This is a genomic window from Sphingosinicellaceae bacterium (assembly GCA_019285715.1).
GTDB lineage: Bacteria > Pseudomonadota > Alphaproteobacteria > Sphingomonadales > Sphingomonadaceae > Glacieibacterium.
The window spans coordinates 727256-752411 of sequence record CP079108.1; the positions used below are offsets into that span (position 1 = coordinate 727256).

At 68.0% G+C, this 25156-nt stretch carries 19 protein-coding genes and 1 pseudogene; 6 read left to right on the top strand and 14 right to left on the bottom strand.

Features of this window, described 5'->3' with window-relative positions; all coding sequences use genetic code 11:
* Positions 1-2: 2 nt before the first annotated feature.
* From KX816_03490 to KX816_03555, 14 genes are all read right to left on the bottom strand, one after another.
* A complete protein-coding gene (locus tag KX816_03490; protein ID QXQ08378.1) occupies positions 3-749 on the bottom strand; it encodes a helix-turn-helix transcriptional regulator in 747 nt (248 codons plus the stop codon).
* 178 nt (positions 750-927) lie between these two features.
* The gene (locus tag KX816_03495; GenBank protein QXQ07130.1) at positions 928-1668 is read right to left on the bottom strand and encodes a ThuA domain-containing protein; all 741 of its coding nucleotides are present in this window, start codon (positions 1666-1668) and stop codon (positions 928-930) included.
* Positions 1665-2426 (bottom strand): glucose 1-dehydrogenase, encoded by a 762-nt coding sequence (locus tag KX816_03500; protein QXQ07131.1) that lies wholly within the window; start codon positions 2424-2426, stop codon positions 1665-1667. The genes KX816_03495 and KX816_03500 overlap by 4 nt, the downstream gene beginning before the upstream one ends.
* A gap of 2 nt (positions 2427-2428) precedes the next feature.
* Positions 2429-3670, bottom strand: coding sequence for a cytochrome P450 (locus KX816_03505; protein QXQ08379.1), 1242 nt, complete (start codon positions 3668-3670; stop codon positions 2429-2431).
* 84 nt (positions 3671-3754) lie between these two features.
* Positions 3755-4453, bottom strand: a complete 699-nt coding sequence (locus KX816_03510; GenBank protein ID QXQ07132.1) for an SDR family oxidoreductase — start codon at positions 4451-4453, stop codon at positions 3755-3757.
* Complete coding sequence (locus KX816_03515) at positions 4450-5466, bottom strand: NADP-dependent oxidoreductase (protein QXQ07133.1); 1017 nt, start codon at positions 5464-5466, stop codon at positions 4450-4452. The genes KX816_03510 and KX816_03515 overlap by 4 nt, the downstream gene beginning before the upstream one ends.
* Positions 5463-6221, bottom strand: a complete 759-nt coding sequence (locus KX816_03520) for an SDR family oxidoreductase (GenBank protein QXQ07134.1) — start codon at positions 6219-6221, stop codon at positions 5463-5465. Before KX816_03520 ends, KX816_03515 begins: the two co-directional genes overlap by 4 nt.
* Positions 6221-6949 carry an SDR family oxidoreductase gene (locus tag KX816_03525; GenBank protein ID QXQ07135.1) on the bottom strand — a complete coding sequence of 243 codons (729 nt, stop codon included), beginning with the start codon at positions 6947-6949 and terminating at the stop codon, positions 6221-6223. The genes KX816_03520 and KX816_03525 overlap by 1 nt, the downstream gene beginning before the upstream one ends.
* Positions 6950-7147: 198 nt before the next feature.
* On the bottom strand, positions 7148-9466 hold the full coding sequence (locus KX816_03530; protein QXQ07136.1) for a TonB-dependent receptor: 2319 nt from the start codon (positions 9464-9466) through the stop codon (positions 7148-7150).
* Between the two features lie 294 nt (positions 9467-9760).
* The gene (locus KX816_03535) at positions 9761-10681 is read right to left on the bottom strand and encodes a rhodanese-related sulfurtransferase (protein QXQ08380.1); all 921 of its coding nucleotides are present in this window, start codon (positions 10679-10681) and stop codon (positions 9761-9763) included.
* An 80-nt stretch (positions 10682-10761) separates the two neighbouring features.
* On the bottom strand, positions 10762-11685 hold the full coding sequence (locus KX816_03540; GenBank protein ID QXQ07137.1) for a transglutaminase family protein: 924 nt from the start codon (positions 11683-11685) through the stop codon (positions 10762-10764).
* Entirely contained in the window at positions 11682-14216 is a 2535-nt protein-coding gene (locus KX816_03545) for a circularly permuted type 2 ATP-grasp protein (GenBank protein ID QXQ07138.1), read from the bottom strand. Before KX816_03545 ends, KX816_03540 begins: the two co-directional genes overlap by 4 nt.
* The gene (locus KX816_03550) at positions 14206-17466 is read right to left on the bottom strand and encodes a transglutaminase family protein (GenBank protein ID QXQ08381.1); all 3261 of its coding nucleotides are present in this window, start codon (positions 17464-17466) and stop codon (positions 14206-14208) included. Before KX816_03550 ends, KX816_03545 begins: the two co-directional genes overlap by 11 nt.
* Positions 17467-17545: 79 nt before the next feature.
* On the bottom strand, positions 17546-18373 hold the full coding sequence (locus KX816_03555) for a transglutaminase family protein (protein QXQ07139.1): 828 nt from the start codon (positions 18371-18373) through the stop codon (positions 17546-17548).
* Here KX816_03555 and KX816_03560 point away from each other — a divergent pair.
* The 6 genes and pseudogenes from KX816_03560 (at position 18345) to KX816_03585 (ending at position 25148) form a co-directional block, all read left to right on the top strand.
* Positions 18345-18898 (top strand): annotated as a pseudogene (locus KX816_03560) (alpha/beta hydrolase). The gene KX816_03555 and the pseudogene KX816_03560 overlap by 29 nt on opposite strands.
* A gap of 97 nt (positions 18899-18995) precedes the next feature.
* The gene (locus KX816_03565; GenBank protein QXQ07140.1) at positions 18996-19646 is read left to right on the top strand and encodes an ABC transporter substrate-binding protein; all 651 of its coding nucleotides are present in this window, start codon (positions 18996-18998) and stop codon (positions 19644-19646) included.
* Between the two features lie 105 nt (positions 19647-19751).
* Positions 19752-19898, top strand: a complete 147-nt coding sequence (locus KX816_03570; protein ID QXQ07141.1) for a hypothetical protein — start codon at positions 19752-19754, stop codon at positions 19896-19898.
* Between the two features lie 49 nt (positions 19899-19947).
* The gene (locus KX816_03575) at positions 19948-22392 is read left to right on the top strand and encodes a LuxR C-terminal-related transcriptional regulator (GenBank protein ID QXQ07142.1); all 2445 of its coding nucleotides are present in this window, start codon (positions 19948-19950) and stop codon (positions 22390-22392) included.
* An 85-nt stretch (positions 22393-22477) separates the two neighbouring features.
* On the top strand, positions 22478-24058 hold the full coding sequence (locus KX816_03580) for a hydantoinase/oxoprolinase family protein (protein QXQ07143.1): 1581 nt from the start codon (positions 22478-22480) through the stop codon (positions 24056-24058).
* Positions 24051-25148: a DUF917 domain-containing protein gene (locus KX816_03585; GenBank protein QXQ07144.1), complete on the top strand. Its 1098-nt coding sequence runs from the start codon at positions 24051-24053 to the stop codon at positions 25146-25148. Before KX816_03580 ends, KX816_03585 begins: the two co-directional genes overlap by 8 nt.
* Positions 25149-25156: the final 8 nt, after the last annotated feature.

Consider the following 25156-nt stretch of genomic DNA (forward strand, 5'->3'; position numbering starts at 1 on the left):
GTCTAGGACGCCGCCCCGAGATAGCCGAGCTGGCCCGCCTTGAAGACGGTCTGGCTGCGGTTGACGGCGTTCAGTTTTTCGCCCGCCCGGTGGACGTGATAGCGCACGGTGGCGTGGCTGCGCGACAGGATCAGGCTGATTTCCTTGTCGGTCTTGCCGATCGCCGCCCAGCGCAGGCACTCGACCTCGCGTTTCGACAATTTGCAGTCCGACGGCATGCGTTGCTGGGTCCGCATCGCGCTGACGTAGCCACTGATGAAGCGCCGTGACAGCGCCCCGAGCAACTCGCCGTGGACCGCGAAGTCCTCGCTTAGATCGAGGCGGGTATCATCGGATGGTGGAAAGCTGACAGCGGCGATCTGGCCAAAGGGCAGGTGAACCGGCACGACGATCGCCGCAGCGCACAGTGAGCGCTTCTTGAAATCGGCGAGGTTCATCTCGTCGAGGTAGCGGTTGCGCCAATGCGTGTGGAAGCCGTCCTCGTTGACCCAGAACGGCTCGCTCTCGTAGCGGCAGGCGCGGGGCAGGGGCGAGCTCAGCGCCAGCCTGGTGTCCTCCCACCAGCGCTCGCCATCGGCCATCCAGCCGAACACCTCGCCGTTGATGATGCCGCCATCGGCGTCGACCATCTGATCCTTCGACGCGATGTCGCTGCACGCGGCGATTCGCAGTCCGCGCGCGGTGGCGACTTCGCACAACGCCACGGCGGCATCATGTATGTCGTCGATCGAACGGATAGTGACGCGCATGGCAAGGTTCGCCATTTCGTCGGCAACGATTATCCCGGCAACGCCCTCTTGGACGGCCGAGTCGTTTGCAGCCAAGCGTGTAGCCACGGCAATCTCCCCGGCCCCCGGATAGCAGGACCAAGGCCGGAACGGAAGCGTCACCGCCTCCACTCGCCGCGAAAGGGTGCCGCGCGAGCCGTTATCGGTTCATCGCCCAGCGCAGTCCTCGCCTGAGGAGTTCGTAATAGACCGGGTAGTTCCAAGCGCACCGTTCGGGGTGGGCATAAAATGGCACCATCGGCAGGTCGTGGTGGCCGCGGCAGTGACCGAGGGTGTTGTAGAGGATCTGGCCCTTGCCGATGTCGCGCAGATAGAGGATCGGGACCACCGCATCCTGCCAGTTGGCATCGACGAAACCAGTCGCCTCGCCGGTGAAGGTCGTCCGCATCAATGTCCGGATCGGGGCGAGCGTTTTCGACAGGTAAAGCTCGTCGATGACCTCGAAGTCGGCAATGCCGCGGCTCAGTTCGTGGTCCGAGTCGCAGACCTCGACGGTGAATGGCCCGATCGGCGGGTGCGCCTTGAACTGGGTACCGAGCAATTCCATCACGTCGGGCCGCAGCTCGGGGGTGGCGACGCCGCCGTCGGTGAACTCGAGGATCGAGTTCGTGCCGTGGAGCGCCAACCAGCGGCCGCCACGCTCGAGCCAGGCCTTGATCGCCACCAGCTCGGCGGCGCTCGGCATCAGGTCGCACGTGTAGGTGATCAGCAGCGAACAGGCTTCCAGGCGCGCGATGTCACTGTAATCGTTGGAGACACTGGTCCGGATTTCGGGGTGCTCGTAGATCAGCTTGAGCAACTCGAGCCGCGCGAAGTCGATGTCGTGGTATTTGCCGGCGGCAACGAAGTGCGCGTCGATCCGGGTCAGGGCGGCGCTCATGAGCGGATCGCCGCGCCGCCGTCGACGGTTATGTCGGCGCCAGTGGTGAAGCTCGATTCGTCGGACGAAAGGTAGACGATGGCGTTGGCGACCTCGATCGCCTCGCCGACTCGCCCGAGCGGATGGTGCGCCGCGAACGCCGCTTCGACTTCGTCCAGGGTGCCGGGGCTATTGGCGAGGTAGCGCTCGAACATCGGGGTGCGGATCGCGCCGGGGTGGACCGCGTTGGCGCGAATGCCCCGGTCGGCGACCTCGAGCGCGATGCACTTGGTCAGGGTCGTGACGGCGGCCTTCGAGGCGCAATAGGCGGCGTAGGTCGCGCCCGGTCGCAGCGCCAGCATCGAGCCGGTGTTGACGATTGCCGCCGGACCACCATTTGCCGCCAGTGCCGGGATCGCTGCACGGCAGCCGTAAAAAGTACCGTTCAGGTTGATATCGATGGTCCGTCGCCAGCTATCGAGCCCGACCTCCACGACCGTTCCCGGTTCCGAGATGCCGGCAATGTTGCACAGGTTGGTCAATTTCCCGAAGCGCGCGACCGTCGCCGCGACCGCCGCCTCCCAATCCGCCAGCACCGTGACGTCGAGCTTCACCGCGGCGGCGGCGCTGCCCAGTTCGGTGGCCAGCGCCTGCGCCTTGTCGAGCTGGATGTCGCCGAGCATCACCGACGCGCCCTCGGCAACGAAGCGCCGCGCCGTCTCGGCCCCGATGCCCTCCGCGCCGCCCGATATCAAGGCGACCTTGCCGCGCAATCGCATGTTCAGTGCTCCAGCTTCGTGTTCGCCGCCGTGAAGCGGATCGGCAGTGCGCTGAGCCCTCTCAGCAGCATGTTCGGATGGCAGACCAATGCTGCTTCGTCGGTGATCTCGATGTCGGTCAGTCGCGCCAGCAGCTCGCCGAACGCCACCGCCATTTCCTTCCGCGACAGCATGTTGCCGACGCACATGTGGATGCCGCGCCCGAAGGCGACGTGGGTGCGGGCGTTCTTGCGCTCGACATCGAAGGCGTCGGGATCGGCGAAGCGCGCCGGGTCGCGGTTGGCGGCGGCGAAGCGCAGCAGCAGCATCGAGCCCGCCTTGACCGGCACGCCCGCCAGCTCGGTGTCGCGCTTGACCACCCGCCACAGGCCGGCGGTCGGGCTCTCGAGGCGCAGCACCTCTTCGACGAGGTTGGGTAGCAGCGCCGGGTTGGCGCGGACCTTGTCGGCCTGCCCGGGGTGGCGGATCAGGTGGACCAGCCCGCCCGCCAGCGCCGAGGTCGTGGTCTCGTTGCCCGCGACCATCAATTGCTGGAGGATCGACATCAGCTCGGCATCGTCGAGCGGTGTCTGGCCGTCGATACGCGCGTTGACGAGGTCCGACAGCAGGTCGTCCTGCGGGCGTTCGCGCCGCTCGTCGATCTTGCGCTTCATTGCATGCTGGAATTCGATCACCTCGGCGGCGCATTCGAGTTCGCGCGGCTTGGCGATCTGGCCGCCGAGCCGGTCGGCAAAGGCATCGGACCAGCGCTTGACGGTGGCGAAGTCGGTGCTGTCGATGCCGATCTGCTCGGTGATGAGCTGCACCGGCAAGGGGATCGCGAACTCACGCACGAACTCGCAGTGCCCGGCGTCGACGAACCCGTCGATCAGGCCGCCGACAAGGCGACGCATATGCGCCTCGAGTGCATCGACGCGCTGCATCGAGAAGGCGAGGTTGACCAGCTTCCGGAAGCGCGTGTGGTCGGGCGGGTCGGCCGTCAGGAGCGTGTTACGCTGCGGCCAGCCGGTGTCGAGGATGGCGACGACCTCGGGATCGGCCGATCGCATTCCGGCCAGCACGGCGGCGAAGTCGTTGGAGAAGTCCTCGATCCTCCCCACCGCCTCCGTCAGCGCCGCATAGCCCAGGACGATGGTGATGCCGGTGCCGGGGACCGGGTGAACCGGGCCGCGCGCCAGCCCAAGCTGGTAGACCGCGAACGGGTCGGACAGCGTCTCGGCACCGAGGAAGTCGATCGCGGGCAGGGCGGCGTTCAAGGCGGCGTGTCTCCTCGCGAACGGGGTATGCCCATCGCCCCGGGCGGGCGATGCGCCAAAATGCTAGGGCGATCAGCCGTGGCTCATGACGCCGCCGTCGACGGTGATGCCCTGGCCGGTGATGAAGCGGGCGTCGTCCGAAACCAGGAAGGCGAAGACGTCGGCGATGTCTTCGGGCAAGCCGAGCCGGCCGAGCGGCGAGCGCTCGGTGTAATAAGCGACCGCTGCCGGGTCCTCGAGCAGCGCCGCGGTCATGCCGGTGACGATGCAGCCCGGCTGGATGCAGTTCACGGTGATGCCCATCGGCCCGAAGTCGTTGGCGAGCGCGCGGGTCAAGCCGAGGACGGCGTGCTTCGAGGCCGAATAGGCCGCGAGCGTGGCGTTGCCGTAGCTCGACATCAGCGAGCCGGTGTTGACGATGCGACCGGCCTTCGATCTGGCCAGCAGCGGCACCAGCGCCCGCGACAGGCGGAACGGCGCGGTGACGTTGATCTCGAGCGCGCGCCGCCAGTCGGCATCGGCGAGTTCAGCCGCGGGTCCGACCGGGCAGACCCCGGCGTTGTTGATCAGGATATCGAGGCGGCCCTCGCAGGCGGCTACGATCGCGGCGATGCCGTCGTCGGTGGAGACGTCGGCGATCAACCCGTCGCCGGTCAGGTCGACCGCGATGACCTCGGCTCCATCGACGCGCAGCCGCGCCACGGTTGCCGCCCCGATGCCCGAGGCGGCTCCGGTGACGACGGCGCGACGCCCCGCCAGACGGCCGCTCACCGCGCGATCTTCAGGATCATCTTGCCGTCGTTGGTGCCCTCGAACAGCCGCATGAAGGCGGGCAGGGCGTTGTCGATGCCCTCGTCGATGTGCTCGTCGAAGACCAGGCTGCCGTCCTTGAGCCACGCGTCCATCGCCGCCGCGCCTTCGGCGAAGCGCGGCAGGAAATCGCGGACCAGCAACCCGCGGATCGAGGCCGAGTGGACAATGAGCTGCCAGATGTTGCGCGCGCCGACGGGGGCACCGGCATTGTACTCGCTGATCAGACCGCACAGCCCGATGCGCGCGCCGTGGCGCAGGTTCATCAGCCCGGCATCAAGGCAGACGCCGCCGACGTTCTCGAAGATGATGTCGAGGCCATCCGGCGCAGCCTCGCGGATCGCGGCGGCAAGCGCGTCGACGTCCTTGCCGCGATAGTCGACGGCGGCATCGTAGCCGTAGCGCGTGGTCAACCGCTCGCACTTCTCGGGACCGCCGGCGATGCCGATGACCCGGCAGCCGCTCAGCCGCGCGATCTGCCCGACCAGCGAGCCGACCGCGCCGGCGGCGCCGGTAACAAGCACGGTGTCGCCGGGCTTGGGCTCGCAGACTTCGAGGAAGCCGAAATAGGCGGTCAGCCCGACCGCGCCGAACAGCGACAGATAGTTGGTGACCTGCGGCACCGCGGTCGCGTCGATCGGCTGGGTGAAGCCGCCGTCCTGCGCGAGCGAGAACTCCTCGCTGGCGTTCAGGCCCATCACCCAGTCACCGACGGGGAAGCGCGGGTTGCGGCTCTGCTCGACGACGCCGATGGTCGAGGCGCGGACCGGATCGCCGAGCGGTACCGGCGGCATGTACGACGGCGCATCGTCGAGCCAGCCGCGCATCGCCGGATCGAGCGAGGCATAGTGATTGCGGATCAGGAATTCGCCGTCGCCCAGCTCGGGCAGTGGCTGCGTCACCAGGCTGAAGTCGTCGGCGACCGGTACGCCGCGGGGTCGCCGCACCAGCAGGAAACGTCGGTTCGTCATCAATCTGCTCCTCGGCCGCCATCGACCACCATGGCCGTGCCGGTCACCATTCTCGAAGCCGCGCCGGCAAGATACGCGGCTGCATTGGCAATGTCCTCGGCCTCGCCGACCCGCTGCAGCGCGTTGCCGTCCATGACGAAGGCGCGCACAGCGTCGCTGTCGCCGTAGCTGCCAGTGATCATCTCGGTCCAGATCACGCCCGGGTTCAGCGAGTTGACCCGGACCGCCGGCGCGAACGCCGCGCCCTCCAGCGCCGCAACCCGCGACAGGTGCGTGACTGCGGCCTTGGCGGCGCAATAAGCCGCGCAGTCGTCGAGCGCGATCAGCCCGGCGAGCGACGAGACGTTGACGATGCTCCCGGCGCTGCGCGTGTCGCGCATCGCCCGCAGCGCGTATTTGGTGCCGAGCAGGACGCTCTCGACATCGAGTGTCCAGAGCGCGCGAAACTCGGCGAGCGTCGTGTCGGGCAGGGACTTCGAGAAAAAGCCGCCGGCGCTGTTGACCAGGACATCGAAGCGGCCGTGATCGGCCTCGATGCGGCGCGCGAGTTCGGCCCAGTCGGCCTCGGCGGTGACGTCGAAGGCATGGAAGCGCCCGGTGCTGCCGGTCGCCTCGATGTCGGCAACGACGGCAGCGCCGCGCACGGGATCGCGGCCGCAGGCGATGACATGGAAGCCGTCGCGCGCCAGTCGGACCGCGGTGGCACGGCCGATACCCGACGTCGCGCCGGTAACGACGGCAATGGGCGGCTCGGTCATCACGTCAGGCTCCAGCCGCCGTCGACGGTAGTGACCGAGGCGGTCATGAAGCTCGAATCCTCGGACAGCAGGTAGACGATGGTCTCGGCGATCTCGTCGGCCTCGGAAGGGCGGCGTAGTGGTACACCAGTCCAGCTTGCCTGGCTGTCGACCGAGCCGGCGGGCATCACGGCGCGCAGCATCGGGGTTGCGACGGGGCCCGGGGCGACGACGTTGACGCGGATGAAGTCGCCCTTCCGCCCCAGCTCGACGCCGATGGCGCGCGCCATGTTCGACAGCCCGGCCTTGGTCGCGGCGTAGGCGGCGACGTTGGGCGCTGCCTGTGCCGCCATCACCGAGGCGACGACGACGATGCTGCCCAGCGCCGGCGACGACTGGACGCGAAGCTGGGCGACGATTTTCTGGATGCCGATGAAGGCACCCTCGACATGGACGCGGGAGCTGCGCCGGAAGTCCTCGAGGTCGAGGTCGACGAGCGCCCCGGAGCTGGCAATCCCGGCATTCGAGACGAGGCCGTCGATGCGGCCATGCTCAGCCAATGTCGCGGCGATCGCCACGTCCCAGTCGGCAGGCTCGGTGACGTCGAGCTTGACGTCGGTGCCCGCGAGGTCGGTGGCGACCGCGACGCCGCCGCGCGCCTCGATCAGTCGTACGGTGGCCGCGCCGATGCCGCTCGCGGCGCCGGTGACGATGAAGACCTTGCCGTGGAGATTGCCGGCGTGGTTCACGCGGCGCTCGCGCGCGACGTCGGTTTGGGCAGGACGTCGGTCAGGTGAGCCTCCCCTCGTTGTGCCGCGTTGGCGCAGCTTCGCAACGAACTCACGCTAGACCCGCAGTGCGCCACCGCGACTGTCAATTTTGCCAATCACGACACGTGGCCGCTCCCCACCGGCCGATGGCAGGGGGAGCGGCCATTCGGGGCGGGCTCAGCGCAGCTTGATGCCGGCCGAGACGCCGATGATGCGGGGGTCGTTGAACACCGCGGCGTTGTAGTTCTCGATGACCCCCTTGAGGTTCTTCTCGTTGGTGACGTTCCGGGCGAATACCGCCAGCTCGTACTTGTCGGTGGAGAAACCGACCTTCACGCCGCCCTCGAAATTGTTCTTCGAGTAGAACTCCTTGGTCCGGTACAGGACGAAGTTGGTGTAGCCCTGCAGGTTCCAGTCGGTTGCGGCGAACAGCTCGCCCTTGCCGACCGGGATGCCGTACCGCGCGGTGACGTTGAAGTTGTACTTCGGCGCGTTCGGCAGCGGGTTGCCGTTGATCTGCGCGAAGTAGGTCGTGCCGGTGCCGGTGCCGCGGGTGAACAGCGGGTCGAGCACGGTGCAGGTCAGCACGCCGTTCAGGCTGCAGGCCTGGGCGAAGACGTTCTTGTCCTCGATCTTGCTGTGCAGGTAGCTCGCGCCGCCGGTCAGCAGCAGGCCACGCAGCGGCCGCCACTCGACGTCGGCCTCGGCACCGTACGCCTTGGCCTTGTCGGCGTTGAACAGCACGCCGTTGCCGTTGGAATCGTTGCCGTTCAGCTGGATGTTCTTGACCGTGTAGGTGAAGCCCGTCGCGTTGAAGCGCAGCGTGTTGTTGAACAGGCTCGACTTGAAACCCGCCTCGTAGCTGGTGTTGGTCTCGGAATCGGCGGTGGTGAAGTCGGCGTTGAACACCGCCGACCGGCCCTGGATGGTCGGGCCGCGGAAGCCGCGGGCGGCGCGGGCGTACAGGCTGAGGTCCGGGGTCGCCTGCCACAGGATGCTGCCGTCCCAGCTCGGCTTGCTGTCGGATAGGCGTACGTTGGTGCGGCCCTTGTAGGTGACGGCGTTGAGCGCGGTGTTGGCGGTCTTGAGCAACTGCGTGCGCTTGGTGTCCTTGGTCTCGCGGCCGCCGACGGTGATCGTGACGTTGGGCACGACTTCATAGCTGACCTGCCCGAAGCCAGCGTAGCTGTCGTTGCGGTTCCTCAGCACGACGAAGTTGTTCGGGTTGGCACCAGCCACGCCGGGCAGCAGGAAATAGCCGCGCTGGTCGAACTCGGTGATGTCGCGCTGGTCGAACCACATCGCGCCGACCTGCCACTTGAACTTGGTGTCGCCGTTGCTGGACAGGCGGATTTCCTGGGTCAGCTGGTCGAGATCGCGGAGCCGGCCCTGCGACTGGCCAAAGCCGTTGGGCTGGCCGTTGAACGGGAAGTTCGCCGCCGCGCCGCCGTCGGTATCGCCGCGCGAATAGCCGTGCGAATTTTCGTAGGCGCTGATCGAGGTCAGGGTCGCAGCACCGAGGTCGATGCCGATACGCATCGAGGTGCCATAGGTCGTGTACTTCTGGTGGTTGTTGTTCGCCTCGTCGAAGGCGACCTGGTCGCGCGGCGTCGCCGATGCGTCGTTCGAGCCCTTCGCCAGCGCGCCGCGGTAGAACAAGGTCGAGGTGCCGTCGTACCAGCGCGCATGCGCCGACAGCAGCATGGTGACCCGGTCGTCGGGCGTCATCAGGACCTGGGCGCGAACGTCGCGCTCGTCATAGCCGCCCATGACGTTCTTCTTCGGCGTCACGGTACCGTCGGCGCTCGCGCCGGCGTAGGTGTTGTCGACCCAGTCGTCGCGGTGCTGGTACAGGCCCGACAGGCGGAACGACAGCTTGTCGGCGATGATCGGCCCGCCGACGCCGCCGTCGAAGGTCACGGTGTTGTAGCTGCCGTAGGAGGCATCGGCGCGCGCGGTGAAGTCGTTCGACGGCTTGACGGTGTCGAACTTGATGATGCCGGCGGTGGTATTGCGCCCGAACAGCGAGCCCTGCGGACCGCGCAGCACTTCGATCTGCGCGACGTCATAGACCGGGTTGGACTTCAGGACGACGTGCTCGAGGACGACGTCGTCCTGGATGATCGACACCGGCTGCGACGCGCCGAGGTAGAAGTCGACGTTGCCGAGGCCGCGGATATAAAAGCGCGGGAAAATCCGCCCGGTGGTGCTCTCGATATACAGGCTGGGGACGCGGCCCGACAGCGACAGCAAGGTGTCCTCGCCGCCCGAACCGTAGGTGCGGGCCTGGTCACCGCTGACCACGGCGACCGACAGCGGCACCTTCTGCAGGTTCTCGGAGCGGCGCTCGGCTGTGACGACGATTTCGCCGAGGTCGTCGGCGGCAGTGGCAGCGGCTGCGGTCTGGGCGGCAGCGTCCTGCGCATGGCCGGGAGCCGTCAGGACGAACGCGGCAGTCAGCAGCAGTGCCGAACGCGAAGCAACAAATTTGATCATTTAAGCGTGGAATCCTTGTGGAACCCGGGTCGCCTATGGGCGGATCGTGACGTTTTCGCGGCAAATCCTTGCGATCCGTCCAGATTGTTGCGGTGCAGCGAAATTCGTCCGGAGCCGTTGCAACTTTGCACCACCGGCCATCGTCCCGCATCGGACGGCCTGATCGCAGTCGTTCAGCGGATCGAGGACCGGCGGTTGGACGACGTCGCGGGCCGATCGGCGTCCGCGAGCCGGCGGGTGAAGGACGCGATCGTCAGCCTCAGCCCATCAGCTAGGTCGACCCCGGGCGCCCCGCTAAGCCGCTGCCGGGCGAACCGGCAGCACGGCCCCGACATGCGCTTCGCCGCGTGCTGCCGCGAGCCCGGTCTGGCGGTGGCGTTCGGCATAGCCAGCGCGCTGGCTGTCGTCGCGCGCGCCGTGGCAGGCGGCGCAGCTGACCCCCTCGACGTACAGTCCGGAAGCGCGGTCGGCGGCGCTCAGCGGGGCGCGGCAGGCTCGGCACAGCGCATGGCTGCCGGGGCTGAGGCCGTGGCCGACCGCAACGCGCTCGTCGAAGACGAAGCACTCGCCCTGCCACAGGCTGTCCGCCACGGGGACCGTCTCGAGGTAGTTCAGGATGCCGCCGCGCAGGTGGTGAACATCCGCGACACCCTCGGCGATCAGGAAGGCGGTGGCCTTTTCACAGCGGATGCCGCCGGTGCAGAACATCGCCACCCTCGGTGCCGTGCCGCCCGCGAACAGCGTGTCGCGGTGCTCCCGGAACCACGTCGGAAAATCGCGGAATGAGCGGGTTGCGGGGTCGATTGCCCCGGCAAAGCTGCCGATCCGGACCTCGTAGTCGTTGCGCGTGTCGATAACGATCGTGCCGGGCTCGGAGATCAGGGCATTCCAGTCCTCCGGCGCGACGTAATGGCCGGCCGCCAGCGGGTCGAGGCCGGGCTGGCCCATGGTGACGATCTCGGTCTTCAGCCGGACCTTCATGCGGTGGAACGGCATCGTCGCCGCGCTCGACCGCCGGGCCCCGAGACCGGCACAGCCCCGCAGCGCCCGGATCTGCGACAGCACGCGTTCGACCCCGATCGCCGTTCCCGCGATCGTCCCGTTGATGCCTTCCGGCGCCAGCAGCAGCGTGCCCTTGACGCGCTGCTCGGTGCAGAACCGTGCGAGCGGCGCCACCAGCGCGGCGCAATCCGGCAGCGCGGTGAAGCAATACAGCGCCGCGATGTGAAAGGCTGGCGCGTCAGGTTCGTTCACGACGGCAATTCCACTGGTGGCCACCCGACCGGGCGGCACCCTTAGTGAACCGCCGGCGTCATGGCCAGACCGCCCTGCGCCACCATCTCGCCATCCGGCACGACGTCGACCTCGACCTTGATGATCTGCTCGCCGGGACTGAGGATGATGCCATCGATCGGCGCGACGTCGGAATAGTCGCGGCCGGTGGCGAGGACGATGTGGCTTTCGCGGGCGAGCACGGCGTTGGTCGGGTCGAAACCGATCCAGCCGCTGGCCGCGCCGCACCACACCGAAACCCAGGCGTGGGTCGCGTCCGCGCCCGCCAGCCGGGGCTGTCCGGGCGGCGGGTTGGTGCGGAGGTAGCCGCTGACGTACGCGGCGGGCAACCCGAGGCCGTGCAGGCCGGAGATCATGATGTGCGCGAAGTCCTGGCAGACGCCGCTGCGCGCCTCGAACGCCTCCGCCGCCGGGGTCGAGACCGTCGTCGTCTCGGGGTCGTACCGGAAGTCGGCGTACATCCGCGACATCAGGTCGGTTGTCGCCGCGATAATCGGACGACCCGCGGCAAAGCTGCTGCGGGCGTAGTCGGTGATCGCCGGGACCACCGGCGTGCGGCGCGTCGGATACAGGAAGGCCGCAGGCCCGTCGGCACCGATGTCGCGGGTGCCGAAGGCCTCGACGCGGACCGCCTCCCAGGCGACGCTTTCGAACAATTGCTGGTCGACCTGCGGCTCGACCTCGACGCGGGAGTTCGCCTCGATCACCAGCTCGGTGTGGGTCTGGTCGATGACGATGGTGTGAGTACTTTCGCCGAACGGGCCGCGCCCGACCATAGTGCTCACCGGCTCCGGGGTGATCCGCAGGGCACTGGCGAGCAGGGTCTGGGTCCGCGACGTCGCCGGCGTCAGGCGCAGCACGCAACGCGCGAAGCCGACCGGCTTTTCATACGTGTAGGTCGTCCGATGGCCGATCGTGTAGATCATCCCATGCCGGCAAGTTTGATCGTCGGGACGGCCTTGGCACCCTGCAGGAAATAACGGTCGGCGACCGCCCCCGACAGCCGCATCAGGGTCTGCTCGAAGCGTTCGATCGTCGGGATATCGAGGGTCGCGGCCTCGCTGACCTCGACCTCCGTGCTCAACGGCAGCAGGATGCGCTCGGGCTCCTCCAGGATGCCGTCGTCGAGCAGCGCCGGCAACGCCTTCAGATGCTCCTTGACGGTGAGCACCTGGAACGCCAGCGACCGCGTGTTGAAGCAGTCGAGCACCACCATGTCGCGCACCGGGATCAGCGCCAGCCCGACCAGGTAGCGCGCCCGGTAGGTGATCTGGCTGTCGACGAGGTCGAGCAGCAGGTCGAGGTCGTCGGTGGTGGAGGCGTCGTGGGCGAAGGTCCGCGCCATCCGGCACGCGTTGATGCCGCGCTCGATGCGGCGGCCCATGTCGAGGAAGCGCCAGCCGGCGATGCGGATCATGTTCTCCTGCGCCAGCCCCGACAGCGCCGCGAGGATCTGCAGCGCCCGCTCGATCTGCTGGAGTGCTTCGGCCTCCGAATGCGGCGTGCGGTCGGTGTCGACAAGTTCGGTCTCGAGGTTGAGCAGCAGCGCCCAGAAGTCGGCCGACAGCCGCTCGCGCATGCTGGCCGCGGTGCGGCGCGCGGCGCGGACGAGGTAGACCACCGAGCCGTAGGCCTCCTGGTCGCGCAGGGTGTCGCGCGCCGCCTCCAGCGAACCGCGCCCGAGCGCGGTCTCGTCGAGCGCACCCCAGTCGATGAGGAGCTGCTGCAGCCCGGCCAGCGTCTCACCGCTGCTGTGGATCGCGGACTCCGACACCATCAGGCTGGTGCACAGGCTGCGCGCCAGGCGCAGCGTCGCCTCGGCGCGTTCGATGTAGCGGCCGAGCCAGAACAGATTGTCGGCGGCGCGGCTGGGCAGGTGGCCGAGGATGCGGCGGACGGTGACGTCGTCCGTGCTGGCGAGCAGCGTCGTGCGCTCGACCGGTTGGTCGTCGATCACCCAGACGTCGGCGGTGTGCGCGCCGTCGCCCATCGAGATGGCGCGGGCATCGGTGCGCTCCGACGTGCGGCAAAAGCCGCCGGGCATGATCTTGAAGCCGTCGGGGGTCCATGCCGCATAGACGCGGAGCACGAATGGTGCGGCCTCGAGCCGATTGCCCCTGAGCACCGGCATCGTCGACAGGCGGACGATCTCCTGTCCGACGAAATCGCCGGGACGGTCCTGGAGGCGCGCGAGCAGGTCGGCGCGGTCGGCGGCCGGCAGGTCGGCGATGACCCGCGCCCTCGACTGCTCGCGGTTGCCGCCGAAGACGTTGAAGGCGGGGCCGACCACCAGGTCGTCGAAGCTCTGCTCGACGCGCTCCTGCTGCTGCGGCTGCCCGCACCACCAGGTCGCGATGTTGGGCAGCTTGAGTTCCTCGCCAAGCATCTGCCGGCAAAGTTTCGGCAGGAAGCCGAGCAGCGCCTTCGACTCCATCACCCCGGTGCCGGGCATGTTGACCATCGCGACGCCACCCGAGCGGATCGCCTCGAGGATGCCGGGCGTGCCGAGCCGAGAGCCGCCGTTCAGCTCGAGCGGATCGAGATAGTCGGCATCGACCCGGCGCAGGATGACGTCGGCGCGCTTCAGCCCGGCGATGGTGCGGACGTAGACCTTGCCGTCGCGCGCGATCAGGTCGGCACCCTCGACGAGCAGAAACCCGAGGTAGCGCGCCAGGTGCGCCTGCTCGAAATAGGTCTCGCTGAACGGGCCGGGCGTCAGCAGGCAGATGCGCGGGTCGCTGCGACTGGCGCTGGCGGCGAGGCCCTTGCGCATGCCGTCGAAGAACGGCGCCAGCCGCTGCACGTTCATCGAGTTGTAGACGCCGGGGTAGGCTCGCGACAGGACCAGGCGGTTCTCCAGCGCATAGCCCGCCCCGGAAGGTGCCTGCGTCCGGTCGTCGAGCACCCACCAGCGCCCGTCCGGCCCACGCCCAAGGTCGGCGGCGTAGATCGGCATGTGTCGCCCGCCGGGTGGCTTGACCCCGCGCATCGCCCGCACGAAATCGAGGCTGCCGGTCAGCGCGGCGGCGGGCAGCGCGCCGCTCTCGACCAGCTTGCCCTCGCCGTAGATGTCCTGCAGGACCCCCTCGATCAAGTTCGCGCGCTGCTCGACGCCGGCGGCGATCTGCGCCCATTCGCGGTGGCCGAGGATCAATGGCAGCGGGTTGAGCGGCCAGCTGCGCTCGGTTTCCTCGCCGTAGATGCGGTACGAGACGCCGGTATCGCGGATGTGCCGGGTGGCGAGGTCGAAGCGGCTTTTCGACTCGTCCTCCGGGTATTCCGCGAACCCGGCGAGGAACTTGAGCCAGTCCGGGCGCGGGCGGCGCATGACGTCGAACAGCTCGTCCGGCACCCCGATCAGGGTCCGGTAGTTGCGCAGCCACGTCGACAGGCGGTGCGCGGCGGCGGGGTCGAGATCGTCTGCCGACCGCGCCGCGACGGACCCGTCAGCGACCACGCGGACGTCGCAGATCGAGGGTCAGCGGGAACTCCGCGGTGCGTTCCGGCAGCGGCGGCTTCACCACGCCGGGCGTGTGGCCATGCTCGTCGAAGCGCGCTTTCCGCCGGGCCTGGGCCTCGTAGAAGTTGACCGGGAAGGTCTCGTAGTTGCGGCCGCCGGGGTGGACGACGTGGTAGACGCAGCCGCCGAGCGAGCGGTTGTACGCCCGGTCGATGATGTCGAAGGTCAGCGGCGCGTCGACCTCGCGGGTCGGGTGCAGGCCGCTGCGGAGCTTCCACGCCTTGTAGCGGACACCCGCGACCGCCTCGCCCGAGTTGCCGGTCGAGGTCATCGGCAGCGCCCGGCCGTTGCAGGTGATGACGTGGCGCTCAGGGTTGAAGCCCTCGACGCGGACCTGCAGGCGCTCCACCGACGAGTCGACGAAGCGCACAGTGCCGGAGTCCGAGCCCTCCTCGCCCATGACGTGCCACGGCTCCAGCGCGTGGCGGATTTCGAGGCTGACCGGGCCGTAATGGACCTGCCCGTGGACCGGGAACCGGAACGCCCGCTGTGCCTCGTACCACTGGCTGTCGAAGGCGTAGCCGGCGCGGTTCAGGTCGGCGAGCACCTCCTTGAAGTCCTCCCACACGAAATGCGGCAGCATGAAGCGGTCGTGCAGCCCGGTCCCCCAGCGCACCAGCCCGCTGTCCTGCGGCTCGCGCCAGAACCACGCGATCAGGGCGCGGATCAGCAGCTGCTGCGACAGGCTCATGCGCGCGTCGGGCGGCATCTCGAAGCTGCGGAATTCGAGGAGGCCGAGGCGTCCGGTCGGGCCATCCGGAGAGTACAGCTTGTCGATGCAGATCTCGGTGCGGTGGGTGTTGCCGCTGACGTCGGTGAGGAGGTTGCGCAGCAGCCGGTCGACCAGCCACGGCGCCGGGCGCTTGGCCTTCGCACCGGGGATCATGCTGAGCGCGATCTCGAGCTCGTACAGGGCGTCGTGCCGGGCCTCGTCGATGCGCGGGGCCTGGCTGGTCGGGCCGACGAACAGCCCGGCGAACAGGTACGACAGCGCCGGATGCCGCTGCCAATAGATTAGCAGGCTTTTCAGCACGTCCGGACGGCGCAGGAACGGCGAGTCAGCGGGACTGGCCCCGCCGACCACGACATGCGCGCCGCCGCCAGTGCCGGTGTGACGGCCGTCGGTCATGAACTTGTCCGCGCCGAGCCGCGTGGCGCGCGCGTCCTCGTAGACCCCGTTGGTGATGTCGACCGCTTCGCGCCAGCTCGATGCCGGCTGGACGTTGACCTCGATGACGCCGGGGTCGGGGGTGACCTTGAGCACGCCAATCCGGCGGTCATCGGGCGGCGGGTAGCCTTCCAGCCGGATCGGCAGGCCCTCGGCGGCGGCGGCGAGTTGCGCGACCAGCTCGAGATAATCCTCCAGCCGCGCGATCGGCGGCATGAAGACGTACAGCATGCCGTCGCGCGCCTCGACGTTGAGCGCGGTGCGGACGACGGGCGGCTTGCGCTTCGACGGTGCCGGCGGCTGGGCCGGCTGGACGGCGCCATAGTCCGGCAGCGGCCCGCGCTCGACGTACGGGTCGAGCGGCACGATGTGCGGATAGTCCTTGTCCGCCAGCGTCGGCAGCGTGTCGAGCGGCAGCCGCAGCCCCAGCGGTGAGTCCCCCGGGATGACGAACAGGCCCTCGCGGGCGAAGTGCCACGCCTCGCTCAGCCAGCCGCCGCCCTCCGACTTGTGGAAGGCGCGGCGCAGCGGCAGCACGTAGCCGACGGCCTTCGACAGGCCGCCCTGCATGGCGCGGCGCAGCCGGGTGCGCGCCTTGGGCTCGTCGATCGCGGTTGCGGCGAGGTCGACGTCCGACGGCAGATCGCCCTCGGCCTTGATGAAGTGCAGCGCATCCGCGCGCGCCGGGATGATCAGCGCCGGATCGACCCCGAGCCGCACCGCGAGCCGGGTGATCAAGCCCTCGGCGTCCGCGATGGTGACGCCCGCCTCGACCCGCAGCGGATCGACCGTAGACTCGGGCCAGACCGGCAGGCCGTCGCGCCGCCAGTACAGCCCCAGCGCCCAGCGCGGCAGCGGCTCACCCGGGTACCATTTGCCCTGGCCGTAGTGGAGCATGCCGCCTTGGCCGAAGCGCTCGCGAAGGCGGTGGAGCAGGGTCTCGGCGATGATCGGCTTGGTCGGGCCGGACGCGTCGATGTTCCACTCGGCCGCCTCGAAGTCGTCGATCGACACGAAAGTCGGCTCGCCGCCCATGGTCAGGCGGACGTCCTGCTTCTGGAGGTCGGTCTCGACCTGTTCGCCGACGGCGTCGAGCGCGTCCCAGTCGATATCCTCGAATGGCCGCGTGATGCGGACCGTGTCGACCAGCCGCGACACCGTCATCGAGAATTCGAAGTCGTCCGCCGGGCGGCTCGCCCCGCCGGTGATCGCTGCGGCGGAGCGGTAGTGCGGGGAAGCGGCGAGCGGGATGTGGCCCTCGCCGCACAGCAAGCCGGAGGTCGCGTCGAGGCCGATCCAGCCGGCGCCCGGAATATAAACCTCGGCCCATGCGTGGAGGTCGGTGAAGTCGGTGCGGGTACCCTGCGCGCCCGAGACCGGGTCGATGTCGGCCTTGAGCTGGATCAAATAACCCGACACGAAACGCGCCGCCATGCCCATCCGGCGCAGCAGCTGGACCAGCAGCCAAGCGCTGTCGCGGCACGAGCCGAGCGCCAGTGCGAGCGTTTCGTCGGGAGTCTGCACCCCGACCTCCATGCGCACCGTGTACTCGACGGCGCGCGCGATCTGCTCGTTGACCCCGACAATGAAGTCGACGGTACCCTTGCCCTCAAGGCGCAGGTCGCTGAACATCTTTTCAAGCAGCGGCCCGCCGTCGTCGACGACCAGGTAGGGCGACAGATCCTGCGCCAGTTGCTCGGGATAATTGAACGGCAGCGTCGTCGCGTACGGCTCGACGAAAAAGTCGAACGGGTTGATCACCACCATCTCGGCGGTCATGTCGACGACGATGCTGAACTCGGTGGTCGGCTCCGGAAAAACGATCCGCGCCAGCCAGTTACCGTGCGGGTCCTGCTGCCAGTTGATGAAGTGCGCCGCCGGCGTCACCTTCATCGAATAGCTCGGGATCCGGGTCCGGGTGTGCGGGGCCGGCCGCAAGCGGACAACGTGCGGCCCGAGCGTGACGGGCTCGTTGTAACGGTATCTGGTAACGTGATTGAGTGCAGCGACGACGGACAGGGTATTTCCCAAACATTACCGAGGAGCGACCTACCTTAGCGAGCGCTCCCGGCATCGGCAACGCACGTCGGGGGCGGGTTCAGGCGGGCGTTAGCTCGATGGTCGCGACTTCGTCGGTGTGGACCTTGAAGCCGTTGAGCCAGACCGGGCCGAAGGTCGTGGTCAGGGCGGTGTCGGTGGCGTCGCGGCCATGGGCCATCAGGATGCGGCCGATGCGCGGGCGGTTGTGCCGGGCGTCGAAAGTGTACCACTGGCCGCCGAGATAGGCCTCGAACCAGGCGTGAAAATCCATGTCGGTCGCCGCCGGGGGAACTCCGATATCGCCGAGGTAGCCGGTGCAATAGCGTGCCGGGATGTTCATGCAGCGGCACAGCGCAATCGCGAGGTGGGCGAAGTCGCGGCACACTCCGACACGGTGCTCGTGGCCTTCGTGCGCGGTCCGGGTCGCGTCGGCGTGCTCGTAGCCGTACTGCAGGCGCTGGTGCGAGTATTCGACGATCGCCTGGACCCGGCCCCAGCCGGGTTCGATGCCTCCGAACTGGTTCCACGCCAGCCCCGACATGCGGTCGGTCTCGCAGTAGCGGCTGCCCAGCAGGTAGATCAGCACGTCGTCCGGCAGGTCCGCGACATGGTGCTGGACGGCATCGGGCACATACGCATCGGGCTCGCCGCTGTCCTCGATGACCAGGTCGCAGCTGAGCACGGTATCGCCCGGCGGCAGCGTCATCCGCGTACAGACGTTGCCGAAGCGGTCGACATAATCGCGGGTCTCCAGCCCCCGGCTGGTGACGACGACTTCCGGGGTGCGCAGGTCGGCGACGCGCGATGGGTGGACCTTCAACATCGCGGTCATCGCGGTCGGGACGTTGACGCCGAGAATGATTTCGTACCCGGCGCGAATCAGCATCGAAAACCTCGTTGAGCGAGCGCCTTGGACGGGCGCGTCACGGTGTAGAACCAATGGTCACGACGCGCTGTCGTTCCCGCCGTCGATCCCATCGAAAATTGATGAGTTCGCACCGGCATTGAGCCGGAGTCCCTTCGGGTGGCAAGGGGTCCGAAGCGGATTTATCGCGCTTCCGGTTTGCGGCATGCGCGCCCGACGTCCGCACGCCGAATACCGGGCGCTGTGTGCGCAAGATTTTCGCAGTAATCCCACGCGTAGCGCTGGATATAAGGCTGGCGAGCGGGTCCTCGATTGTCCCCACCCCGTTCGATCGACATGGCGCGGCCAGCCACGTTGCGGTCCCGCCGAATTTCTGTTTTGCGGCGCCGAATATTGGGGCGCGGATTTCGTCGATGCGGGCGCGCTCGGGCACATCAATGCGGCGTCGGGCCTTGGCGTCTGGGATATGGGCAACGGCTGCTCGACGATCTGATCGCGGTCGTGCGCCGGCCGGACCTTGCGGTTCGTCCCGCCACGGCCGACTAAGTCGTTCGACTTTCCGGAGCTCGCGGACCCGATGCAACACACGACCGGTGCGCGACACTTGACCGCCGCGGGCGGCCTGACCCGACGCGCGTTCGGCGTGTCCATCACATCGGCTCTGCTCGCGGCTTGCAGCAAGGGTTCGGATGCAAAGGCCGACACGCTCTACGTCGGCGACCAGCGTGGTGTCTCGCGGGTCGTGCTGAACGCCGCCGGCAAGCTGAGCGGGCTTCCCTACAAGGTCGAATGGGCGACATTCCCGAATGCGGCACCGTTGCTCGAAGCGCTCAACGCGGGCGCGATCGACACCGGGATCGGCGGCGATGCGGCGTTTATCCCGGCCATGGCCAGCGGCGCGGCGATCAAGACCATCGGCGCGCAGAAATACACCGGACTCGGCTCCGTGCTTGTCGTCCGCGGCGATTCGAGCATGCGGTCGCTCGCCGACATGGCGGGCAAGACCATTGCGACGACACGCGGCTCGATCGCGCACAACTTCGTCCTGGCAACCTTGGAGAAGCAGGGGCGCCCGTTCGATGCGGTCCGCCTGGCGTTCATGCCGCCGTCCGACGGCCTGGCGGCGCTGCAGAGCGGGGCGGTCGACGCCTGGGCGGTCTGGGACCCCAACGCGACCGTCGCTGCGCAGGGCGGCGCCCGGATCATCCATGCCGAGGGCTACGTGACGTCCTACACGCTGCTGTTCGCCAGCGACGGCGCGATTTCGAGTAAGCGATTGATCTTACAGGACTAACGGCGACGTCTCTACGCCGGGTGGGAGTGGGCGGCGCAGCACCGCGATGCCTACTCGGAGCTCATGCACCGGGAGACCGGCATCCCGCTCGATATATGGAAAACCGTGAATAAGCGTACCATTCGTACCGGAGTCCCTATCGACGACACCCTGATCGCCTACGAACAGCAGACCGCCGACCGGTATTTCCGCGCCGGCCTGCTGCCGAGGAAGCTCGACGTCTGGAAAGGCTTCGATCGCAGCTTCAGCTGATCTGACGGCTGAATATCAATCCGGTCCCCGCCCTCGTACACCTGCGGCGATGGCCAACAATCACCTCGAGATGGCGGCAAGCGGCGGCTGCCGGATCATCGTGATCGTGGCACCGGCGGGCTTCGGGAAAACCCGGATCCTGCGGGATTTTGCCAGTTCGCAACGGGCATCGGGTGATTCCGTAGCGTGGCTGGACGGTGAAGCGGCGACACTCTCTCGTGACGGGGCCGCAGCCTTGGCGACCGTTCGGGAACTTGCGGCGAGCGCCCAGACACTGATCATCGACGGTGCCGACCGGTTGGTAGCGCAAGTGCGCGACATGCTGTGTGCGCTGTTCCTCGACGCTTCGCCCTCCGGACGCCTCGTCATCTCGCTCCGCAACCACGACGGACTTCATCTCGCGCGCTGGCAGGCAAGCGGCCATGCGACGATCGTCAACGGCACGGCGCTGCTGCTTCGGCGCAGTGATCTGGCTCGCCTGTGGAAGGGACGGCTGACTGCCGACCAGATGCGCCGGATGGAACGAGTCACGGAAGGCTGGCCCGCGCCGTCGTGGCTGCTGGGGGAGTATCTGCTGGCCGGTGGCCAGATCGACGATGACGGCGTGTATCTCGAGACCAGCCTGATCGCGTCGTACGTGGCCGAGGAGGTGCTGGGCGCGCTGCCGGCAGAATGGCTGCCGACGCTGGCAGCGATCAGCACGGCCCCGGGCTTCGATGCCGAACTGCTGCGCATATTGGCGCCAGACCCGGCGCTGTCGATCGATACACTGGTCCGCCATCTCGGACCTCTACTGGTCGTCGCCGGGCAGGGGATGTTTCGCTTCAACGCGCTGTTGAACCAGTGCTTGCGGGGTCTTTTTCATCGGGCCCTGCCAAAAAGCAACGGCACAGCGCTGGAGCAGGTCGCCGATTGGGCAGCGGCCCGCGGCGATATCCTGACCGCGGCGCGGCTTGTCGTTCAGGGCCCATCACCGAGCCGATTGGCGGAGTATGTCAGGGCCGCCGGCGACTTGCGATTGTGGATGCTGCTTGGCGATCTCCACGATCTGGTCGGTATCGCCGGGCCTTTGACGGAAACCGCCCCCGCCCTGATGCTCCTGCGCTGCATCGTGCTGTTAAAGGACGGCGAGGCCGGACAGGCGAATGCGCTGTTCGAGCGCGCGATGGCGATCATGCCCGATACCGCCGATGCGCAACGCGATGCGACGATCGTTCACGCCGTGCTCCACATCTACGGGTGCCGGACGCTGCTCGCCGCGGACGATGCCATTCTGGTTCGCATCGTGGCGCTGAACAACGACCCAATGCTGCGGATGCTGCTGCCGACCATGTTGGCGATGCGGCACTCTCAAAAGGCCGAGTTCGATCACGCGGTTGCCTATTTCCTGGAGGCGCGGGGGCAGGCGCAGCGCACGCATTCGTCGTACCACCGGATGTTCCTCAGCGTGCATGATGCGACCATAGCGATTGCGCGTGGATCGCTGCCCGAGGCCGGATCGTCGCTAGCCGACGCCAGGCGGCTATGGCGAATGCACTTCCGCGACGATCATGGCGCGGAGACCGTGGTGGCCGCGCTCTCAACCCAGCATGCCTTCGAGAGCGGCCGGTTCGCCGACGCGCGGCGCCATCTTCGTCTATCGGGGCATCGCTTGCCGGGGTCGGAGGCGTGGCTGGACGTGTATGTGGCGGCCTATGAACCAATGATGCGGTTGCTGGTGATCGACCACGGCATCGGTACGGCCGTCGCGACGATCGAGGGGCTGTGCAGCCGCCTGCGGGCGCAGAGCCTCGACCGGATTGCCGTGCTGCTCGAGTCCCTTTCGATCTGCCTGACCGGCGAGGCGTGGCTACTTGGCGCGTTCGAGCAGGCTCAACTCGCGGCGGTCGCTGCCGATGCCCTCGTGATCGACCCGCAGGCATCGTGGCAGGAGCGCGAGTTCCTGCTGCTGGCGCGGACCTATGTCAGCTTGGCCCGAGACGACTTCGCTGACGCGCGTGATGCCGCCGGGGAATTGATCGACTATGCGCGCGATCGCGGCCTCAAGCGCAGCCTTGTGCGCGGGCTACTGGTCCGCGCCGCGGTGCTCGACCGCACTGGTGAGGCGAACACGGCGGACCGGGATTTCCGCGACGCCCTGGAAGTCGGCAACGCGACCGGACTGCGCGCCGCGTTCCAGTTGTTCGGCGGCCCGGCCACCGCGCGCCGGCTGGCGGTCGTCCAGGAAAATCCACCGGCACGGTTGGCGGACTTCCTGGCTGGATTCCCACAAACGGTGCCGCGGACCCACTTGACCCCGCGCGAGCGCGAGATCCTGCTCGAACTGGCGATCGGCGGGTCGGATAAGGCGATTGGACGCCGGCTCGGTATCAGCGAGCACGCCGTGCGTTTTCATCTCAAGGGCCTGTTCCGCAAGCTCGGCGTTCGCGACCGGGCGGCAGCGGCGGCGCGTCAGGATGCCCTTCATGACGGGTTGGGGACTAAAACCTCCTAAGTAGGATAGCGTAACCTCCTTGAATCGGCGTTGGCATTCAAATGCCTCCCGTGGCCTCATTGCGCTGTAGCAATGAGGGTTTGACATGCGGGTCGGCGTTGACGTGGGAGGGACCAATACCGATGCCGTACTGGTCGATGCCGGCAGGGTCGTAGCCTCGGTAAAACGCCTGACCACCGCCGACGTCAGCGAGGGCATCCGCGAAGCGATCGCCGTCCTGCTCAGCGAGTCCGGCGTGCCGGCTACCGAGATTGACTCGGTGATGATCGGCACGACTCATTTTACCAACGCTTTCGTCCAGGCCGTTGGACTTGCGCGCGTTGCCGCGATCCGTATCGGATTTCCGGCAGCGCGCAGCATTCCGCCATTCGCTGCCTGGTCGCCGATGCTCCGTGACGCGGTGCGCGGGCCGATCGCGATGATCGCCGGCGGCTTCCAGTTCGACGGGCGCACGATATCGCCGCTCGACGAGCCGGCGCTACGCATTATGGCCCGCCGCATCGCCGACGAGGGCATCACCGAGGTCGCGGTCGTGTCGATCTTCGCCCAGGTCAACGCCGAGCACGAGCAATCGGCCGCCGCCATCCTGATGGACGAGATCCCCGGCATCAGCGTGACCCTGTCGAGCGAGGTCGGCCGCACCGGGCTGATCGAGCGCGAGAACGCTGCGATCATGAATGCCAGCCTGCGGCCGCTCGCCAATCATGTTGCGCGCGCGTTCGGCCACGCGCTGCACAGCCTCGGCATCGATGCGCCGTTCTTCGTCAGTCAGAACGACGGGACCTTGATGAGCGCCGCGCACATGCAGCGCTACCCGGTGCTGACCTTCGCCGCCGGGCCGACCAACTCGCTGCGCGGTGCTTATTTCCTGACCGGCAATGCCGATGCGCTGGTCGCCGACATTGGCGGAACGACATGCGATATCGGGGTGCTCGTCGGCGGTTTCCCGCGGCAGTCGTCGATGCACGTCGACATCGGCGGCATCCGCACCAACTTCCGCATGCCCGACATCCTGTCGCTGGGGTTGGGCGGGGGCAGCCGCGTTCGCAGCAACGGTGATACCGTCACTGTTGGCCCTGACTCGGTCGGCTACCGCATCGCCAACGAGGCGCTTGTGTTCGGCGGCAACACGTTGACCGCGACCGACCTTTGCGTCGCCGGTGGCTACGGCGACATCGGCGACCGGAGCGCGGTCGAGCGCCTCGACCGGACCATGGTCGAGCGCGGCGTCGTCGAGATGCACCGGCTGCTCGCGGACGGCCTCGACCGGATGAAGTCGAGCCGGGCGTCGATGCCGCTCATCCTCGTGGGTGGCGGCTCGGTGCTGATCACTCGCGCCCTGCACGGTATCAGCGACATGATCCGGCCGCCCGACGCCGGTGTCGCCAACGCGGTCGGCGCCGCCATCGGCCAGGTCAGCGGCAGCGTCGACCGGATCTACAACTGCGACCAGGCCGGGCGCGACGACGCGATCGCCGATGCCAAGGCGCGCGCCACCGAAGCCGCGATCAGCGCCGGTGCCGATGCCGCCACTATCGTGATCACCGAGGTCGACGACCTGCCGCTACAATATCTGCCCGGCGGAGCGCGGCGCATCGTCTGCCGTGCCGTCGGCGACCTCGCCAATCTGGGCTCCAGCCTTCGGAAGGATGCGGCCAATGGTTGAGTTCCTCACCGTCGAGATGATCGACGAGCTCGTCACCGGCGCGGCGTTCCTCGGCACCGGCGGCGGCGGCGACCCCTACATCGGCGCGTTGCTGTGCCGGGAGGCGCTGGCGCAGCACGGACCGGTGCGGCTGATGCAGCTCGACGAACTCTCCGACCACGACGCGGTCTACACCGCCGCGGCGATGGGCGCGCCGACGATCCTCATCGAAAAACTGTTGTCGGTCGAGGATGCGGACGGTGCCGTGCGTGCCCTCGAGCGCCACATGGGCCGCACCGCGACCGCGATCATCGCGGCCGAGATCGGCGGCATCAACGCCACCCTGCCGATCGCCTACGCCGCAATGCGCGGTCTGCCGATCATCGACGGAGACGGCATGGGGCGCGCCTTCCCGGCGCTCAACATGACGACCTACAACGTTGCCGGCGTCGGCTGCGCACCGCTGGTGCTGTCGGACGAGTTCGGCGACTATTCGCTGGTCGTTGCCCGCACCGGCCTGCGCGCCGAGCAGCTGGCACGGTCCCTTGTCGTCGAGTTCGGGGCGAGCGCGACCCTGTCCTGCTACCCGATGACCGGCGCCGAGTGCCGGCGCGCGGCGGTCGGCGGCAGCATTTCCGCGGCGTTGATGATCGGCACAGCAATCCGCGGCAGCAGTGACGAAACGGCAGAGCCGATCGACCGGTTGCTGGCCGTGCTCGACAACCATCCGCTCTACGGCGGTGCGCGACGGCTGTTCGACGGCAAGATCACCGGGTTGCGGCGCGACACCAGCCGCGGCTGGGTGCTCGGGCGCTGCGAGATCGAAAGCCTCGACGGCCAGCGCAACGCCGTCGTCGCGTTCCAGAACGAGAACCTGTCGGTCGAGATCGACGGCGTCGTCCGGGCGATCGTCCCGGATCTGATCACCATCGTCGACCGCGAAACCGCGCAGCCGATCCCGACCGAGGCGCTGCGCTACGGCCAGCGCGTCGCGGTCATCGGCTGCCTCGCACCGGCGGCGCTGCGCACGCCCGAGGCTCTGGTCGTGATGGGGCCGGCGGCCTTCGACCTGCCGGGCAATTATACGCCGATCGATCAACTCGACGGATGAACACGGGG

Coding starts and splice junctions, on each gene's coding strand:
- KX816_03540 (QXQ07137.1), bottom strand. CDS start 11,685: ATGATCTACACGATCGGCCATCGGACGACCTACACGTATGAAAAGCCG.
- KX816_03585 (QXQ07144.1), top strand. CDS start 24,051: ATGGTTGAGTTCCTCACCGTCGAGATGATCGACGAGCTCGTCACCGGC.
- KX816_03495 (QXQ07130.1), bottom strand. CDS start 1,668: ATGAGCGCCGCCCTGACCCGGATCGACGCGCACTTCGTTGCCGCCGGC.
- KX816_03520 (QXQ07134.1), bottom strand. CDS start 6,221: ATGACCGAGCCGCCCATTGCCGTCGTTACCGGCGCGACGTCGGGTATC.
- KX816_03500 (QXQ07131.1), bottom strand. CDS start 2,426: ATGCGATTGCGCGGCAAGGTCGCCTTGATATCGGGCGGCGCGGAGGGC.
- KX816_03530 (QXQ07136.1), bottom strand. CDS start 9,466: ATGATCAAATTTGTTGCTTCGCGTTCGGCACTGCTGCTGACTGCCGCG.
- KX816_03575 (QXQ07142.1), top strand. CDS start 19,948: ATGGCCAACAATCACCTCGAGATGGCGGCAAGCGGCGGCTGCCGGATC.
- KX816_03580 (QXQ07143.1), top strand. CDS start 22,478: ATGCGGGTCGGCGTTGACGTGGGAGGGACCAATACCGATGCCGTACTG.
- KX816_03555 (QXQ07139.1), bottom strand. CDS start 18,373: ATGCTGATTCGCGCCGGGTACGAAATCATTCTCGGCGTCAACGTCCCG.
- KX816_03490 (QXQ08378.1), bottom strand. CDS start 749: ATGCGCGTCACTATCCGTTCGATCGACGACATACATGATGCCGCCGTG.